The organism is Hyphomicrobium sp. 802 (genome assembly GCF_000526135.1).
Classification (GTDB): Bacteria; Pseudomonadota; Alphaproteobacteria; order Rhizobiales; family Hyphomicrobiaceae; genus Hyphomicrobium_B.
On sequence record NZ_JAFM01000001.1, the window covers coordinates 174821 to 193085 of the forward strand.

At 60.9% G+C, this 18265-nt stretch carries 15 protein-coding genes; 6 read left to right on the forward strand and 9 right to left on the reverse strand.

From position 1 onward, the window contains the following. Positions 1 to 62: 62 nt before the first annotated feature. From HYP802_RS0100845 to HYP802_RS0100860, 4 genes are all read right to left on the reverse strand, one after another. Entirely contained in the window at positions 63 to 260 is a 198-nt protein-coding gene (locus HYP802_RS0100845; RefSeq protein ID WP_013950108.1) for a hypothetical protein, read from the reverse strand. Positions 261 to 448: 188 nt separating this feature from the next. After that, positions 449 to 946 carry a hypothetical protein gene (locus tag HYP802_RS0100850; RefSeq protein ID WP_013950109.1) on the reverse strand — a complete coding sequence of 166 codons (498 nt, stop codon included), beginning with the start codon at positions 944 to 946 and terminating at the stop codon, positions 449 to 451. 41 nt (positions 947 to 987) lie between these two features. After that, on the reverse strand, positions 988 to 1938 hold the full coding sequence (gshB, locus tag HYP802_RS0100855) for a glutathione synthase (RefSeq protein ID WP_013950110.1): 951 nt from the start codon (positions 1936 to 1938) through the stop codon (positions 988 to 990). A 170-nt stretch (positions 1939 to 2108) separates the two neighbouring features. Further along, on the reverse strand, positions 2109 to 4343 hold the full coding sequence (locus HYP802_RS0100860) for a primosomal protein N' (protein WP_024274951.1): 2235 nt from the start codon (positions 4341 to 4343) through the stop codon (positions 2109 to 2111). A gap of 107 nt (positions 4344 to 4450) precedes the next feature. On the opposite strand from HYP802_RS0100860, the gene fsa reads away from it, so the two are divergent. The 6 genes from fsa to HYP802_RS21975 all read left to right on the forward strand — a co-directional run bounded on the left by fsa (position 4451) and on the right by HYP802_RS21975 (position 9780). Beyond that, positions 4451 to 5107, forward strand: coding sequence for a fructose-6-phosphate aldolase (fsa, locus tag HYP802_RS0100865; RefSeq protein ID WP_013950112.1), 657 nt, complete (start codon positions 4451 to 4453; stop codon positions 5105 to 5107). 15 nt (positions 5108 to 5122) lie between these two features. After that, entirely contained in the window at positions 5123 to 6547 is a 1425-nt protein-coding gene (locus tag HYP802_RS0100870) for an FAD-binding oxidoreductase (RefSeq protein ID WP_013950113.1), read from the forward strand. A gap of 63 nt (positions 6548 to 6610) precedes the next feature. Further along, complete coding sequence (locus tag HYP802_RS0100875; RefSeq protein WP_024274952.1) at positions 6611 to 7585, forward strand: tyrosine recombinase XerC; 975 nt, start codon at positions 6611 to 6613, stop codon at positions 7583 to 7585. Between the two features lie 31 nt (positions 7586 to 7616). Then, positions 7617 to 8645, forward strand: coding sequence for a TraB/GumN family protein (locus HYP802_RS0100880; RefSeq protein ID WP_013950115.1), 1029 nt, complete (start codon positions 7617 to 7619; stop codon positions 8643 to 8645). Positions 8646 to 8648: 3 nt separating this feature from the next. Further along, on the forward strand, positions 8649 to 9056 hold the full coding sequence (locus HYP802_RS0100885) for a DUF6559 family protein (protein WP_013950116.1): 408 nt from the start codon (positions 8649 to 8651) through the stop codon (positions 9054 to 9056). Between the two features lie 166 nt (positions 9057 to 9222). Further along, positions 9223 to 9780 carry a DUF4142 domain-containing protein gene (locus tag HYP802_RS21975; protein WP_024274954.1) on the forward strand — a complete coding sequence of 186 codons (558 nt, stop codon included), beginning with the start codon at positions 9223 to 9225 and terminating at the stop codon, positions 9778 to 9780. Between the two features lie 878 nt (positions 9781 to 10658). Here the strand turns inward: HYP802_RS21975 and HYP802_RS0100895 are convergent. From HYP802_RS0100895 to sucD, 5 genes are all read right to left on the reverse strand, one after another. Next, positions 10659 to 11123 (reverse strand): YaiI/YqxD family protein, encoded by a 465-nt coding sequence (locus HYP802_RS0100895; RefSeq protein WP_013950120.1) that lies wholly within the window; start codon positions 11121 to 11123, stop codon positions 10659 to 10661. A gap of 144 nt (positions 11124 to 11267) precedes the next feature. Further along, positions 11268 to 12668, reverse strand: a complete 1401-nt coding sequence (gene lpdA, locus HYP802_RS0100900; RefSeq protein ID WP_013950121.1) for a dihydrolipoyl dehydrogenase — start codon at positions 12666 to 12668, stop codon at positions 11268 to 11270. A 177-nt stretch (positions 12669 to 12845) separates the two neighbouring features. Continuing rightward, positions 12846 to 14129: a 2-oxoglutarate dehydrogenase complex dihydrolipoyllysine-residue succinyltransferase gene (gene odhB / locus HYP802_RS0100905; protein ID WP_013950123.1), complete on the reverse strand. Its 1284-nt coding sequence runs from the start codon at positions 14127 to 14129 to the stop codon at positions 12846 to 12848. A 125-nt stretch (positions 14130 to 14254) separates the two neighbouring features. Then, positions 14255 to 17218 (reverse strand): 2-oxoglutarate dehydrogenase E1 component, encoded by a 2964-nt coding sequence (locus tag HYP802_RS0100910; protein WP_013950124.1) that lies wholly within the window; start codon positions 17216 to 17218, stop codon positions 14255 to 14257. A gap of 114 nt (positions 17219 to 17332) precedes the next feature. Beyond that, positions 17333 to 18232, reverse strand: a complete 900-nt coding sequence (gene sucD / locus HYP802_RS0100915) for a succinate--CoA ligase subunit alpha (RefSeq protein ID WP_013950125.1) — start codon at positions 18230 to 18232, stop codon at positions 17333 to 17335. Positions 18233 to 18265: the final 33 nt, after the last annotated feature.

Genomic DNA, 18265 nt, shown 5'->3' on the forward strand with positions numbered 1-18265 from the left:
ATCACGGCGGCGAGCCAAAGGCAAGAACAAACATGGAACAATTTGTTGAGGAGAGGCTGTGTTCACTCCGGCGCGATCTCTCTGACACCCAGGGGAGATAGTCCGTGGCCGCCATCGGGGCCCTCGACAATCCATCTTTTCTGGCGCGCGAAAGCGAGAATGGCGGGCAAATTTTGAACGGCGAGGATGTCGGCGGAAGACTTTCCCAGGCCATACAAAGCCTTGAGGTACTCACGAGCTTGTTTCTCGATCTCTTCCATGCGTGCCTCGCTTCATCCGGCGGACAGTACGGAGATCGTCAGCAGGCTAACGGGCCTCAATCTCCAGACCCTCTTAAATTGATATAACCCGAGGGTTGTTCCGCCGATCGGTATTATCACCACGCTCGCGGTCGACATGAGCAGCCCGACAACGCCGATGAGGCTGATGCGCTCGGCCGTCTTTCGGCTCAGCCCTTCGTCATCGCAAGCGTCAGTCCGAGCAGCGACTGCGAATTGACGAATTGGATTTCGACGGCCTGGCGACTGCCCATCACCATGATGTCCATGTTGGCCGTCACGTCGGCGCTTTTCACGATCACGCGGAAGCCCCGTGGAGTGACGTCACCTGTCAAGTCGCCTTCGAAATTGTGAATCGTCTCTTTCCAGTGGCCCGAGAGCTTGCCGCCGGTCTCCTTAACATTGCTGATGATCTCAACGTTGCCGCCCGAAGTCGCGCAGCGGATCGTTTGCTTGATTTCGTTTTCCGAGCCTGCCGTGAGGTAGGTGGCGCGGCATTTGATTTTTTCGGGTGGGCTCGATTTGTAGCCGATCATGCCAGAGCCGCTCCAACGGCCGATCAGCGACGCGAAGGGCGATGCCGTTACGGCATTGGCTTCCTCGATAGGAAGTGCGGCTGCAAAACTGAAGGCAGTGGCTGCGGCACCTGCGATCATGATTGATTTCATCGTGATGTCCCTTGCTGCCCCGTGCGCCTCAAATCCGCGCTTCACACTTTCGCTTGTCGTTTTGCTTCGATGACGTCCCAAATCATCGCCGCGATGTCGTTGCCGCCAAAGGCCTTCACCTGCCGGATACCCGTTGGCGATGTCACGTTGATCTCGGTGATGTAGGGCCCGATGACGTCGATGCCTGTAAAAATAAGTCCGCGGCGTTTCAGTTCCGGCCCGAGGCGCGCGCAGATTTCGCGGTCGCGCGCGGTGAGCTCGACCGGTGCAGCGGTGCCGCCGACGTGCAGGTTCGAGCGCGTCTCACCGGCTTGCGGAACACGATTGATAGCGCCTGCGACTTCGCCGTCGACGAGAATGATGCGCTTGTCGCCGTCTTTCACTTCGGGGCGATATTCCTGGACCATGAAGGGCTCGCGGAAAACGGTTTGAAACAGTTCGACGAGAGAGCCGAGGTTGCCGTCTTCGGGCTTGATGCGAAATACTGCAGCGCCACCGTTGCCATAGAGCGGCTTGATGATGATGTCTTTGTATTCGGCGCGGAATGACTGCACGTCGGCAAGCGAACGTGTGACGAGCGTCGGTGGCATCAGATCGAGGAAATCAAGGACGAAAAGCTTCTCCGGCGCGTTGCGAACGTGCGCAGGGTCATTCACCACCAGCGTCTTGGGATGGATGCGTTCCAACAGATGCGTCGTCGTGATGTAGGCCATATCGAACGGCGGGTCCTGGCGCAGCAGGACAACATCGCGCTCACTGAGATCGACGACACGCGGGTCCGACAGAGCGTAATGTGCCCCGTGCTTATCCTCGACCTTCAGCGTTTGACCGCGCGCGAGTAGCTTGCCTTGGCGAAGCGCCAAATCGGGCGGGGTGTAATAGAAAATGTCGTGCCCGCGTTTTTGCGCTTCGAGCAAAATGGCGAAGGTCGAATCGCCGCGAATATCGATGCGGTCGATCGGGTCCATCTGAACGGCTATGCGGAGCGGCATGTCAGGCTTTCAAGGACGTTGCATTTCGGGCGCGCCTGAGTGGCGCGCAGCCCCACGTCGTTTATACGATTTGACGCCGTCGCGGAATGACATGAACGACGCGTCTCACGATGCCGTCGCGCTTATGGCAAACATGCCGCAGAACCTGCGGATGCGCACGATTTGCGGCCTCAAAGGAAATTGTAGGGGTCGATATCGACAGTGATGCGGACATCGGATTTCAGTTTTGGAATCGTTCCAGCCCAGGCGCGGAGGTAGCCTTGCAAATCGACGTCGCGTGGGGCTTTGACGAGCAGGCGCCAGCGATAACGACCACGCACGACCGAGATCGGCGCCTCCGATGGGCCCAAAACTGAGATCGCGTCGCTTTGCGGCGCACGGCGGGCGATGTCGCGCGCGACGGTTTCCGTCAGCGCCTTGTCGCGCGATGAAATGATGATCGCAGCCAAGCGGCCGTAGGGCGGCAACAGGCCGGCCTGCCGCGTACGCACTTCGTAATTCAGGAAGGCGTCGCGGTCACCGGCAACGATCGCCTGCATGACGGGATGTTCGGGTGCATAGGTTTGCACCAAGCCACGACCGACGAAGCTCGTGCGCCCAGCGCGGCCCGTCACCTGATGCAAAAGCTGGAACGTGCGTTCTGCTGCGCGCGGATCGGCGCCATGCGCGAGACCCAAGTCGCCATCGACGACACCGACCAACGCGAGACCCGGAAAGTTGTGGCCCTTGGCAACGATTTGCGTACCGATGATGATGTCGAATTCGCGGGCTTCGATGCTGCGGATGATCTCGCGCATCTCGGTCAGGCCGGGGATCAAATCCGACGAGAGCAGCGCGACGCGTGCATCGGGAAAGCGCTCGGCGACTTCCTCTTGCACGCGCTCCACGCCGGGACCGCAGGCGACGAGCGAACCGGGTGTCGCGCACTTCGGGCACTTCTCGGGCAGCGCGAGCGAGAAGCCGCAATGGTGGCACGTCAGTTTTTTCTTGAAGCGATGCTCGACGAGCCAAGCTGTACATTGCGGACATTCGAGGCGATGACCGCAGGACCGGCAAAGCGTCAACGGCGCGTAGCCGCGACGATTGAGAAAGAGCAGCGATTGCTGGCCTTTCTCAATCGTCTCGGTGATGCCTTGGACAAGGCGCTGCGACAGCCACTTGCCCGGTTCCAGTTTTTCCGATCGCAAATCAATTGCCGAGACATCCGGCATTTCGACGCCGGAAAAGCGCCCCGGCAGCACGGCGTGGCGATAGCGCCCGATCAGAGCGTTGACGTGGCTTTCGATCGATGGCGTAGCGGAGGCGAGCACAACGGGGAACTTTCCAAGGCTGCCACGTACGACGGCCATGTCGCGGCCCTGGTAGTGCACGCGATCATCTTGCTTGAAGCCCTGGTCATGCTCCTCGTCGACGACGATCAGGCCGAGCTGGCAAAACGGCAGGAAGAGCGCGGAACGAGCGCCGACGACGCAACGCACGTCACCGCGCGCGACGCCCTTCCAGATGCGGCCGCGTTCGGCGGGGCGCAAAGCCGAATGCCATTCGACAGGCCGGACGCCGAAGCGGCGCTCAAACCGGTCGAGAAACTGGCTTGTCAGCGCAATTTCAGGGAGTAGGATCAGCGTTTGCTGTCCAGCTTCAAGCACACGGGCCACGGCTTCGAAATAGACTTCCGTCTTGCCCGATCCCGTCACGCCATCGAGCAGCGTGACCGAGAAATTCTGCGCATCGACAGCGCTTTTGAGGGAGTCGACGGCGCGGGTCTGGTCCGCGGTGAAGGTTGCCGTCGCATGCGCTGGATTGGGGCGCGGGAAGACGCGCTCGGGGATGGCGACTTCAACGAGCATGCCGGCCGCCGCGAGGCCGTCGATCACGCCGGTCGAACAGCCCGCGAGTTCGGCGAGATCGGATTTGGCGCGCACGAGGCCGTCGGCGGCCACATCCAGCACGCGGGTTCGGGCCGGCGTTATTTTGGGGGGCGGCGCAGCGCCTTCGACTATCGCGACGCCAAAGCGATGCTTGGGCGGCTCGAATGCGGTATCGGCACTCATCATCATGCGAACGACCATACCGAGCGGCGCCAGCGTGTACCGGGCCACCCATTCCGCGAACCGCATGGAAATTTCGGGGAGGGGAGGGGCATCAATGCCGCTGGTCAGGGCTTTCATCTTCTTGGGATCGACCGGCTTGCCATCGCCGCGCGGGCCATCCCAGACGATGCCGATGCGGGTCTGCGGCCCAAACGGCACGAGCACGAAGGATCCGGGGCCTGCTTCCATGCCTTCCGGCACCAGATAGTCGTAAGTCTGGTCGAGCGCGACCGGCATCAATACCGGCACGCTGCGGGCGCCGGGTGTCGCGCCGTTATCCAGGATTTCAAGCAGGCTATCCAAAGGGGCGTTCAACGGACTAGAAGCTTCCTCCGAGAATCGGTCGTGCTAGGTTTGCCTCTAACTTGGGGCGCACCAAAGGCAGATTCCCAAGACTTAAGGGACGAGGTGAGGAGATTGAAATGAAATTCTTCGTCGATACCGCCGACGTGGCCGAGATCAAGGAGTTGGCGGCGACGGGCCTGCTTGACGGCGTCACGACGAACCCGACCCTCGTTGCAAAAGCGGGCCGCGACTTCAAGGACATCATTCGTGAGATCTGCGCCGTCGTGCCGGGTCCGGTTTCGGCGGAAGTGGCTGCGACCGATTATGCGGGCATGATGCGGGAAGCGGAAGTGCTGCGGAAGATCGCCAAGAACGTGACGATCAAAGTGCCGCTGACGATGGACGGGCTCAAAGCCTGCAAGGCGCTGACGAGCGAGGGCACGATGGTCAACGTGACGCTGTGCTTCTCGGCGAACCAGGCGCTACTGGCGGCGAAGGCCGGTGCGACATTCGTTTCGCCATTTATCGGCCGTCTTGATGATATTGGATTGAACGGCATGGACGTCATTCGCGAGATCCGCACGATCTACGACAACTATCCGGATCTTTCGACGGACATTCTGGCGGCCTCGATCCGCACTGTGAACCACGTCAAAGAAGCAGCCATGATCGGCGCCGATGTCGCCACCATTCCTCCGGCCATTCTGAAGTCGCTCGTGAAGCATCCGCTGACGGATGCTGGCCTTACGGCCTTTGTCAACGACTGGAAGAAGACCGGCCAGACCATCGTGTGAGGCAGGCACGAGCACGTGCACGTAAAAACCTTGTCCGAAAGCTTGATCACGCGTTTCGCGAAAATCGTCGGCGAAACAAACGCACTGACGCGCGCGGAAGATCAAGGCGCATATCTGCACGAATGGCGCGACCGTTATACCGGTTCGACGCCGGTCGTTCTGCGACCGGGCTCGACGGATGAGGTTTCGCGCATTCTGACGCTCGCGCATGCCGAGGATGTCGCGGTCGTGCCGCAAGGCGGTAACACGGGACTCGTCGGCGGACAGATTCCATCAGGCGACGGCAGCGAGATCGTGCTGTCGCTCGCGCGGCTTAAGGGCATTCGCAATGTGGATGCCATTGGCGGGACGATGATCGTCGAAGCCGGCGTGACGCTCACCGAAGCGCAAAATGCTGCCAAAGCCGCGGGCCGGCTCTTTCCTTTAAGTCTCGCGTCCGAAGGCAGCGCACAGATCGGCGGCGTGCTGGCGACCAACGCGGGTGGCACCGCTGTTCTCGCCTATGGCAATGCGCGCAGTCTGGCGCTCGGTCTCGAAGCGGTGCTGGCGGACGGACGCATCTGGCACGGCCTCCGGCGACTTAAAAAAGATAATACCGGTTACGATCTGCGCGATCTCCTGATCGGCTCGGAAGGAACGCTCGGCATCATTACCGCGGCGAGCCTCAAACTATTCCCGATGCCTGCCGAGCGTGAGACAGCCATCGTCGCCTTCGACACACCGGACGCCGCGATGAAACTTTTCCGCCGCGCCGAGTCCGAAGCGGGATCGTCACTGACGGCGTTTGAACTCTGGGCGCATCGGGCCCAGGAGTTCGCGCTTAAATACATGCCGAACGTGCGCGATCCGTTCACCGACGATTATCCGTGGTACGCGCTGATCGAGCTGTCGAATGGCGGCAAGGGCACGCGAATTGCGAACACCATCGAGCCGCTGCTGACGTCGGCGCATGGACAGGGACTCATTCGCGATGCCACCATCGCGCGTTCGCTTCGGCAAGCGGAAGATTTTTGGCGGCTGCGCGAGGCGTTTTCGGAAGCGCAAAAGAGTGCAGGCGGCAGCATCAAGCACGACATCTCGGTGCCTGTGGCGCTCATTCCCGAATTCCTTCAGCGCGCCGCAAAAGTGGTCGATGGCGTTTGTCCGGGAGCGCTCCCTGTCCCGTTCGGACATTTCGGCGACGGCAACCTGCATTACAACGTCACGCAGCCCGAGCACATGGATAAGGCGCAATATCTGGCGCTGTGGGATACCATGTCGGACGCGATCTTCGAACTCGTTACCGAGCTTGGCGGCTCGATCTCGGCGGAGCATGGTATCGGGCAAATGAAGCGCGACGTGCTGAAGCGCTATAAGTCCGAGGTCGAGCTCGACATGATGCGGGCGATCAAAAAGGCCCTCGATCCCAAGGGAATTTTGAACCCCGGCAAGGTGCTCTAAGTAGCTGTTAACGGCTTGTTAACCGAACCTGCGAAGGGTCGTGAGGCTTCTCAAGGTGGGCCGGTGGCACAATCGCTCGACGACATTCTGGCAGGCGACGCGGAGCTGCCGCTCGGTGGCGACCTCAAGCGCGTGGTCGAGGGATGGCTCGATCATATCGTCATCGAGCGGGGGCAGAGCGCGGCGACGCGCGAGGCCTATGCGCGCGACGCCCGGCAGTTTCTTGCCTTCCTCAAATCGTATCTCGGGCATCCGCCGTGTCTCGCCGATCTCGAACGGCTCGACGCGCGAACGCTTCGTGCCTTTCTGGCAAACCGGCGCAAGGCCGGTTTGACATCGCGATCCCTCGCGCGATCGCTGTCGGCGCTGAGGACATTCTTTCGCTGGCTGGAACGCGAAGATACGCTGCAAAACCAGGCTGTTTTGCAAGTCGCAGCGCCAAAAATTCCGCATTCGATTCCGAAGCCGCTGACGGTCGAGGGTGCAGCGTCGCTGATCGAACGGGATGCGAGCGATGAAGAAAAAGAATGGATCGCGGCGCGCGATACGGCTGTGCTGCTGCTGCTCTACGGTGCCGGTTTGCGCATCAGCGAAGCCTTGAGTCTCACGCCGAAGACCGCCCCGATCAATGGCCGCGATATCATGCACATCCGCGGCAAAGGCGGCAAAGAACGGCTCGTCCCAGCACTGGCCGTCGTGTCGGACGCGATCACCACGTACATGGGGCTTTGTCCCTATCCGCTGGAGGCTGATGGCCCGCTGTTTCGGGGGACCAGGGGCGGCCCGTTGTCGCCCCGGCTCATCCAGCTTGCGATGGAAAAACTGCGGCGGACGCTTGGCTTACCGGATACTGCGACGCCGCATGCGCTGCGCCATTCGTTCGCCACGCATTTACTTTCGGCGGGGGCCGATTTACGCCAAATTCAGGAGCTTTTAGGTCACGCCTCACTGTCGACGACGCAAGTCTATACTGAGGTCAATCGAGACCGGCTGCTGGCCGTTTACGACCAAGCCCATCCACGGGCGGCGCGGCGCTGACATCCATCTGCTGTTTCGTTTGCGAGTACCCATGACGTTTTCACGTAACCTGCGTTTCATTGGCCATATCGTCAGTGTGCTGGCATTTCTTTCGCTCGGCCCGCGGATTGCTCTCGCCGACGACGCTCCAGCGCGATGCCAAGGCGCTGACATGCTGGCTGAGATGCAGACCAAGGCTCCCGACATCTACAAAAAAGTGATGGCTGAGAGCGACGCGCTGCCCAACACGCAAGCGATGCTCTGGAAAATAGATAAGCCGGACGTGCCGACCTCCTATCTGTTCGGCACGATGCATCTCAGCGATCCGCGCGTTGCGACGCTGTCGCCAACGGTCAAAGACGACATTGCGCAATCGAAATCGGTTGCGCTCGAAGTGGCCGATCTCTCGGACAAAGCGGTCGCTGCAGCGATGAGCAAGATGGCGGCGCTCATCGTTTATACGAATGGCGCGTCGCTGAAAAAGGATCTCACCGACCAGGAATATAAGGACGTTCAGCAGACCGTGGCGAAAGCCGGCATGCCGGGAGAGCTGGCGGCGTCGATGAAGCCCTGGCTCGTCAGCATGCTGCTTGCCACGTCTGACTGCGAGAGGAAGCAGCTCGCTGCGGGCAAGACCGTGCTCGACCTGCAAGTAGCGGCCGAAGCGCAAAAGCACGGCATCGCCATCACGGGACTTGAGACGATCGAGGATCAGCTCAGCGCGCTTGCCTCCGTTCCCGACGATCAGCAAATCGCGATGCTCAAAGTCGGTTTGAAATATCTCGATCGCGCCGACGACATGACGGAAACGCTGGTGCAGATGTACGTCAAGCGGCAGATCGGTGCCGCAATGCCGTTCCAGTTGGCGCTGGCGGCGCAGAGCGGAATTTCGCCGTCGGTGTTTGACGGCTTCAAGAAATCTCTGCTCGTCGACCGCAACGCGCGGATGCGCGATGCTGCGCTGCCGCTGCTCGATAAGGGTAACGCCTTCATTGCGGTCGGCGCGCTGCATCTGCCGGGGCCGACAGGACTCGTCGCGTTGCTGCGCGAGTCGGGCTACACGGTGACGCCTGTGGAGTGAAATATGTTTCAGTACCTCTTCAGATGGCGACAGCGACGCTTTTTGAGGCCCATTGTCAGTATTTTGCCTGACTTGCTGACGAAGGCGTATGGGCCAGCGGATCACTACTCCCCACAACAGATCAGGAGAGCACTGGAAAAAATTCGAGCGCATCCAGAGCTTCGGCCTTATGCGTTTTCCGCCTATTGCAAAACTGCCGATATTATACCTGATCTCAAGCTGGTCGAACAACAGCGGCTTGCCCACCGCGCTGAAATTGCAGATCTATTCGATATCGCGCGGCACGACTACACAGCCGAAGACATTCGCAAACTCAATAAGCCCTTGAACTGGACGTCAGCCAAGTGGTGGCACAGCGATTGGTCGTATTACCAAGATCACGGAAATGGGCCGGGCCATTCGCCGTTCTAATTTTTGACCTCCGCTAAAAATGAATCGCCCACCTACCAACGTTGCCGATGGCGGGACCCTTCGGGGACGCAGCCTATCGCGCCAGTGCGAACGGACGCATTTTCTACGGAACGAAGCATCGTCGATAAAGTTGCTTGGCTGCCAGCTCGTTAGAGGAGACGCTGCCATGCGCCGGGAACTACTCGCCCTAGGCATTTTCATGCTCACCGCAGCAACAGCAGTTGCTGACACCGTGCCCCAAGCCACGCAAGACTTTATCGACAAGGTCGCGGTGGCCAATAAATTCGAGATCGACACGAGCCAACTTGAGCTCAAATACGGCAAAGCGGCCGACGTCAAAAGCTTTGCCCAGCAGATGATCGACGACCACACGAAGGCCGGACAGGACTTCAAGGCAAGCCTTGCCGAGGCGAAGATCGAAGCGCCGAAAGACGCCCTCGATATTGCGCACACGGCCAAATACGCGAAACTTCGCGTGTTCACGACCGAAAACGGATTTGATGCGGCGTATGTCGACGAACAGCTCTCGGCGCACAAAGATGCGGTTGGCTTGTTCAAAGATTACTCTGCCAACGGTCCGGCCGGTCCGGTGAAGAGCTTTGCCGAAAAGACGCTGCCGACGCTCGAACATCATTTGGCGATGGTCAAGGAGTTACAGGGCAAGATGTCGGGTTCGTCCTCTGCGACCGGCGCATCGCCAGGGACATCGGGCAACGCTAAGTAGAACGCTCCTCCCCGGAAACATACACGCCGTCGGCGGCCGGCTCCGCGTAGCAGAGTCGCCGATGGCCAAAGATAAAGCGAAGGGGCAGATCGGCGACGCCTCGCGTTTTTGTTTGTCTGTTCGGGATGCAGCCTTCGCCGATCCGCGACGTGCAACGAGGGTGGGCCCCCATTTCGAACCGTCGACACCGCCATCCGCCCGCGCATTCCGAGATTTCGAACGGGCGTTGAACCACGGCGCCTCTCAAGGCTACCGCAGCCGGCAGACGACCCCGGTTCCAGCTGATGGGCCCCGGCAGTCCGGCACGCTCCCACCGCCCTCAGGATCCCAGCTCGAGCCTAGAGCCCTTCGCACGCGGCAAGATGAGGCGAGTATGCGGGCAGTTGCGAGAGCGGGGATAAGTTTTTTTGACGGCGATGAAATCGTGCGAATCCGTCGGAAGCTAGCGCGTGACTTTCACGATGCTACGCTGTGTCGGCAATACATCATGGGAATAGAAAGGCCCTCTTTATGCGCACAATTCGCACTGTATGACGACATCTCCTCATAAAGTTCTGACGGGAGTAAACTTAGAGGAGATGAGACCATGACACGAGCTTTTGCCATTACATTTGCAATGATCGCGACCTCGATTGCTGTGGGCACGCCGGCTTTCGCCAGAGCTCACGGCCAAATGTGTAAGGCGACAGGTCTGACCGGTAAGCAGTCGACCTGGCGTTGTAGCGCAAGCCAGAAGTGTTGCTACGTGTTTGTCACGGGCAAGGGGTACTGCGTACCTGCCTCCAAATCATGCCTTCTCACCATGAGCGCTAAATAAGCCAGTGAGTGCATGGCAGCCGCCGACGCACTGCTTCGACGGCTGTTAAATGCGCGCGGCGTTATGATGACGATCGTCGTAATCCTGCCTGGACCGCGTTTTCGAGGGCCTGCAGAAACTGAGAGCGGTCGCGCGGCGTGAAAGATGCGTTGTAGCCGCGGCTTTCGCCGGTTTCGCGCAGGTGGCGCTGCATGTCTCGCATCGCGAGTGCCATGCCGATGTTGGCGTCGCTGAAGGGCTTTCCTGTCGGACCGATACATTGGGCACCGGCTTTCAGGGCACGTGCCGCGAGCGGGATATCCGCCGTCACGACGATGTCGGCGGGCGTGACATGCTCCGCAATCCAATCATCGGCGGCGTCCGCGCCGTCACCGACGATGACGCGCTTGATGAGGGGACTTTCCTCCAGCCGCATCCAGCTGTTCGAGACCATGTGGACGACAAGATCGTGCCGGATGGCGACGCGGAGAACTTCCGCCTTCACCGGACACGCATCCGCGTCGACATAGATTTCCATGGGTCGCATCACTTCCGGGCAAATCAAGCGCTTTTATAACGCTTCGTCATGTCGACGAAGGTCGGCACCCAGTCAATTATCACCATTTCGCATGCCGAGGTTCGACTGGATCCCGGCCTTCGCCGGGATGACGGGGGTGTGGCGGTAGCGGCGTCAGAAATGAATCGCGCGCTTGGCGACGGCAAGGGCGGCTTCTTTCATCGCTTCGGAGAAAGTCGGATGCGCGTGGCAAGTGCGCGCCAGATCTTCGGCCGAGCCTGAGAATTCCATTAGCACGCATGCTTCGGCGATCAATTCGCCTGCGACGGCGCCGATGATGTGGACGCCGAGCACGCGATCGGTCGTCGCATCCGCCAGGATTTTCACGAAGCCCGCCGTCTGATTGATCGCCTTGGCGCGGCCGTTGGCGGTGAACGGAAACTTGCCAACGTTGTAGGCGATGCCCGCGGCCTTCAGTTCTTCTTCCGTCTTGCCGACGCTCGCGACCTCCGGACTTGTATAGATGACGCTCGGGATCACGTCGTAGTTCACGTGCCCCGCCTGACCGGCAATGATCTCGGCGACGGCGACGCCTTCGTCCTCCGCCTTGTGAGCGAGCATCGGTCCGGCGATCACGTCACCGATGGCAAAAACGCCGGTGACGTTGGTCTGATAGTGGCCATCGACGAGCACGCGTTTTTTGGCGTCCAGCGCGATGCCGGCTTCGGCGAGGCCCAGCCCCTCGGTGTAGGGCACGCGGCCAACGGCAACGAGAACGGCGTCGGCATCGACCGTTTCGGCAACGCCGCCCGCCGCCGGTTCGACCTTGGCGACAACGCCGGTGTCGGATGTTTCGACGCCCGCAACCTTGCTCGACAGGCGGAATGCGATGCCCTGCTTTTCGAGAATACGCTGGAACGACTTTGCGACCTCGGCGTCCATGCCGGGCAGAATGCGCGGCAGATATTCGATGACCAGGACTTCCGAGCCGAGACGACGCCAGACAGAGCCCAGCTCAAGTCCGATGACGCCCGCGCCGACGACGAGCAGCTTTTTCGGCACGGTCTCGAAGTCGAGCGCTCCGGTTGACGAGACGACGCGCTTCTCGTCGATCTCGATGCCCGGCAGGCGGGTCACGTCGGAGCCCGTCGCGATGACGATCGATTTTGTTTCAAGCGTCTGCGTGTCACCGCCGGGTGAGGTAACTGCGACCTGACCGGACTTCACGATGCGGCCGGTGCCGAAGTGATGATCGATCTTGTTCTTTTTCAAAAGGTAGGCGACGCCGTCTGTGTTGCCTTTGACGCCTTCGCGCTTGAACGCCTGCATCTTGGCGAGATCGAGCGCGGGATCGGTGCCGATGCCCATCGACGCGAATTCGTGCTTGGCCTCGTCATAGCAATGTGACGCGTGAAGCATCGACTTCGACGGGATGCAGCCGATGTTGAGGCAGGTGCCGCCAAAGGTTGCGCGCTTCTCGACGACGGCGACTTTCATTCCGAGCTGGGCGGCGCGGATGGCGCACACGTAACCGCCGGGGCCAGTGCCGATAACAATCAGATCATATGCGGCCATTTCAGTCGCCTTTGGTTTCCGGCGACGAAGCGCCTATGTTTGATGTTGCCAATCTGAGGCGGGATGAAGTCTTGGCGAAGTCGATGCTGTCACGGACGGGCGTCCGGGCAAAGTTCAATCATCGGCGTGATTGCTTCGCCTCAGACCTATTCCCTCCCCTAGCGGGAAGGGAACAAATTAAAGCTCCAGGATGAAGCGCTGCGGATCTTCCAGGCATTCCTTGACGCGGACGAGGAAGGTGACGGCCTCCTTGCCGTCGACGATGCGGTGATCGTAGGAGAGCGCGAGGTACATCATCGGACGGGCGACGATCTGGCCTTTCTTGACAACGGGGCGTTCCTCGATGCGGTGCATGCCGAGGATGCCGGACTGCGGCGCATTCAGAATCGGCGTCGACATCAGAGAGCCGTAGACGCCGCCGTTCGAGATCGTGAATGTGCCGCCCTGCATGTCTTCGATCGAGAGGCGGCCATCGCGGGCGCGTTTGCCGAACTCGTTGATCTGCTGCTCGATGCCCGCGAGGCTGAGGCGGTCGGCGTCGCGCACGACCGGGACGACGAGGCCCTTCTCGGTGCCGACGGCGACGCCGATGTGATAGTAATTCTTGTAGATCAGTTCATCGCCGTCGATTTCGGCATTGACGGCTGGCACATCGCGCAGCGCCTGGATGCAGGCCTTCACGAACAGGCCCATGAAACCGAGCTTCACGCCGTAGCGCTTCTCGAAAATATCTTTGTATTGCGAGCGGAGCGCCATCACCGCGCTCATATCGACGTCGTTGAACGTCGTCAGCATGGCGGCGGTGTTCTGCGCGTCCTTCAGGCGCCGCGCGATGGTCTGGCGCAGTCTCGTCATCTTCACGCGCTCTTCGCGGGCGACGTCGTTGCCCGGCGAGGGCAGGCGCGTTTCCTGCGGGACGGCTTTCAAGGCGGGAGCGGTCGGGATCGCGACGACGTTCGTTGCCGGAGCGGATTCATGCACCGGCGGCGGGGCGGCGGGACGCGCCGATGACGCGACCGCTGCCAAGACGTCTTCCTTCAGCACCTGGCCGCGGCGGCCGGAGCCTTGAATGTCGGATGCTTCGAGACCTGCTTCGGTCAGGGCCTTCTGGGCTGCAGGCGGTGGCGGCGGAGGGGCTTGAGCCGCGGCAGGAGCCGGCGCTGGTTGAGGCGGCGGAGGCGGAGCGGCTTTGGCTTCGCTCTTGGCTGGTGCCGCCGCGGCGCCGCCTTCGTTTAAGGCGGCGAGCAGGGCGCCGACTTCAACGGTCGAACCCGATTGCACCAGAATTTCGCCGAGAACGCCGCTGGCGGGTGCCGGAACTTCGACGGTTACCTTGTCGGTTTCCAGCTCGACAAGCGGCTCGTCCGCGTTGACTGCATCGCCGGAGTTCTTGAACCACTTGCCTACAGTCGCTTCCGTGACGCTCTCACCGAGCGTGGGAACGCGGATCTCGATCGACATTCTTAGCCTCTTCTTGTTTGCGCCTGGCGACTCTCCTTCGTCGAGCCGGCCGCCATGCGCGGTGTACTTTTTGTTGCGATCGGCGACTCCGCTTCGCGGAGCCGGCCGCCGATCGCGTGTGCTCGTCAAATGCCCAGCGCGTCGGCGACGAGCGCTGTCTGCTCCTTGATGTGCTGCGAAAGCAATCCGGTTGCGGTGGCGGCCGACGCCGGCCGTCCGGCGTAACGCGGGCGGCGGTGGATGTAGCCGAGATGGTTCAAAACCCACTCGATATTGGCGTCCATGAAGTACCACGCGCCCATGTTCTTGGGCTCTTCCTGGCACCAGACGATCTCTGCGAACTTGAAGCGGCCAAGCTCGTTGATGAGGGCGCGCGCTGGGAATGGGTAGAGCTGCTCGACGCGCAGGATATAGACGTCGTCGAGGCCCTTCGCGTCGCGCGCTTCGAGAAGATCGTAATAGACTTTGCCGGTGCATATCACGACACGCTTGATCTCGGCGTCGGGCTTCAGCGTGATCGACGACGAGCCGCGCTCGGCATCGTCCCACAGCAGCCGGTGGAAGCTGGTGGTCGGACCGAAATCCTCGATCTTCGAGACGACACGCTTGTGACGAAGCAACGACTTCGGCGTCATCAGGATCAGCGGCTTGCGAAAATTCCGGTGCAACTGACGCCGCAGGATATGGAAATAGTTCGCAGGCGTCGAACAGTTGGCGACCTGCCAATTGTCTTCCGCGGAAAGCTGCAGATAGCGTTCGAGGCGAGCCGACGAATGCTCCGGACCTTGACCTTCGTAGCCGTGCGGTAGCAGGCAGACGAGGCCCGACATGCGCAGCCACTTGCGTTCGCCCGACGACAGGAACTGATCGAAGATCACCTGCGCGCCGTTGGCGAAGTCGCCGAACTGGGCTTCCCACAGTGTCAGTGCGTTGGGCTCAGCGAGCGAGTAGCCGTATTCGAAACCGAGAACGGCTTCTTCCGACAGCATCGAGTTGACGATCTCGAAGCGCGCCTGGTTCGGCGACAAGTGCTTGAGCGGCGAGAAACGGCGTTCGCTTTCCTGGTCGATGAACACGGCGTGGCGTTGCGAGAAGGTGCCGCGCTCGCAATCCTGGCCGGACAGCCGAACACGGAAGCCTTCCATCAAGAGCGAGGCGAAGGCCATGTGCTCGGCCATGGCCCAGTCGATGCCCTGGCCGGTGTCGATCATCTCGCGGCGGCGCTCGATCAGCTTGCCGACGGTCTTGTGAATCTGGAAGTCGTTCGGGATCGTCGTGACGCGATGGCCGATGTCTTTGAGCGTTTCGATCTCGACGCCGGTATTGCCGCGCCAGTCGTCGCTGTCTGGCCGAGTGATGCCCGACCAGCGGCCATCGAGCCAGTCGGCCTTGTTCGGCTTGTAGCCGTCGGAGAACGAGAATTCGTTGTCGAGGTTGCCGCGCACCTCGTCTTTCATGGCGGCGAATTCGGCCTGCGTGATGATGCCTTCGTCGATCAGGTCTTTCGAATAGATGTCGACGACCGTCGGATGCGACTTGATCCGCTTGTACATCGCCGGCTGCGTGAACAGCGGCTCATCGGCTTCGTTGTGGCCGTGGCGGCGATAGCAGAACATATCGATGACGACAGGCTTCTGGAAGCGCTGACGGAACTCGGTCGCGATCTTGGCGACGTGGACGACAGCTTCAGGGCTGTCGCCGTTGACGTGGAAGATCGGCGCTTCGATCATCAGGGCGACGTCGGAGCAATAGGGCGACGAGCGCGAGTGATGCGGCGCGGTCGTGAAGCCGATCTGGTTGTTGATGATGAAGTGGATCGAGCCGCCGGTGCGGTGGCCGCGCAAGCCTGAAAGGCCGAAGCATTCCGCGACGACGCCCTGGCCCGCGAACGCGGCGTCGCCGTGAATGAGAAGCGGCATCACGGCGGTGCGATCGTTACTCGGACAGTTGCGCTGATCCTGCTTGGCGCGCACCTTGCCGAGGACGACGGGATCGACGATTTCGAGATGCGACGGGTTCGCGGTCAGCGAAAGATGCACGCTGTTGCCGTCGAACATGCGGTCAGACGAGGCGCCGAGGTGGTATTTCACGTCGCCCGAGCCTTCGACGTCGTCGGGCTTGAAGGAACCGCCTTTGAATTCCTTGAAGATCGCGCGCAGCGGCTTCGACATGACATTGGCGAGCACGTTGAGGCGGCCGCGATGGGCCATGCCCATGGCGATTTCCTGCACGCCCAAATGACCGCCGCGCTTGATGATCTGCTCGAGCGCCGGAATAATCGACTCCGCGCCGTCGAGGCCGAAGCGCTTGGTGCCGGTATATTTGATATCGCAGAACTTCTCGAACGTTTCCGTTTCGATGAGCTTCTTCAGAATGGCTTTCTGGCCTTCCGGCGTGAAGCGGACATCTTTTTCCGGGCCTTCGATGCGTTCTTGAATCCAGCCCTTTTGCGTCGGGTCGGTGATGTGGGTGAACTGGACGCCGATCTTGCGGCAGTAGGTCCGGCGCAGGATGGTCAGGATCTGACGCATCGTTGCGGTTTCGAGGCCCATGACGCGATCAATGAAGATCGGACGGTCGAGGTCGGCCTCGGTGAAGCCGTAGGTCTCCGGCAGCAATTCGCGATGGACGCGGCGGTCGGCGAGGCCGAGCGGATCGAGGTCAGCCGCCAAGTGACCGATGACGCGATAGGCGCGGATCAACATCAGTGCGCGGATCGAATCCTGCGTCGCCCGGAGCGAGGCCGCGGGCGTCATTTCGAAGCCTGAGATCTGCGCGCGGCGTTCGATCTTGTCGCGGATGGTCCGCTCGGTCTCGCCGTAATCGCCGGTCAGCGCGCCGACGAGATCTTTATCGGTACCGCTTTCCTCGAGAAGCGCGGACAGCGGCGGCGCCCAGGCGGGTCCGCCCGCGTAGCCCGTCAGTTGTGTGGGCGCTTCCTTGATGCTTTCGAAAAATCGCCGCCACTCGTCGCTGACGGCGCCGGGATTGCGCTCATACTCAGCCTGCATGTCTTCGATATAGGGGGCGTTGGCCGCGCTCAGAAAAGAGGTGCGCAGGAACGCTTCATTCTGGCCGTTTCGTGCCATGTCGTTCGTCCTTATTCATTCTCCACGAGCGTTGCCTCGATGCTCTGGATGACGCGGACAGCGACCGGACACATAACGCCGCCAGTCTTACGGCTCGGTTATTTTCGGCGCCCCTTAAGCCTTCAAGACTTCGACAAGAGTACGGCCGAGCGCGGCGGGGCTCGGCGCAATGGCAATGCCTGCAGCTTTCATCGCCGCAAGCTTGTCTTCCGCCTTGCCCTTACCGCCGGAGATGATCGCGCCCGCGTGGCCCATGCGGCGGCCCGGAGGCGCCGTCACGCCGGCAATGAAGCCTGCCATCGGCTTTTTGCGGCCCTTTTTTGCTTCCTGGATGAGAAAGTCAGCCGCGTCCTCTTCGGCGGAGCCGCCGATTTCGCCGATCATGATGATCGACTGCGTTTCGTCGTCGGAGAGGAACATGTCGAGGACGTCGATGAATTCCGTACCTTTGACGGGGTCGCCGCCAATGCCGACGGCCGTCGTCTGCCCGAGGCCAACGTCCGTCGTCTGCTTTACGGCTTCATATGTGAGCGTTCCCGAGCGCGATACAATGCCGACCGAGCCATTCTTGAAAATGTTTCCGGGCATGATGCCGATCTTGCATTGATCGGGTGTGAGAAGTCCGGGGCAGTTGGGTCCGACAAGGCGCGATTTGGAACCGTCGAGCGCACGCTTCACGCGGACCATGTCCATCACCGGAATACCTTCCGTGATGCAGACGATCAGCGGCACGCCGGCGTCGATGGCTTCGAGAATGGCGTCGGCCGCGAAGGGCGGGGGAACGTAGATCGAGGTTGCGGTGGCACCCGTCTTGGCAACCGCTTCGCCAACGCTATCGAACAACGGAATGTCGGCGAGTTCGGCGTCGGGGTGCTTGGAGCCGCCCTTGCCGGGCGTTACGCCGCCGACGATTTCGGTGCCGTAGGCACGCGCCTGCTTGGTGTGAAAGGTTCCCTGACTACCAGTAATGCCTTGGCAAATGACCTTCGTATTCTTGTCGACAAGAATAGACATTCCATCCCCGCGTTGTTCTCGGCTTCTTGGGCC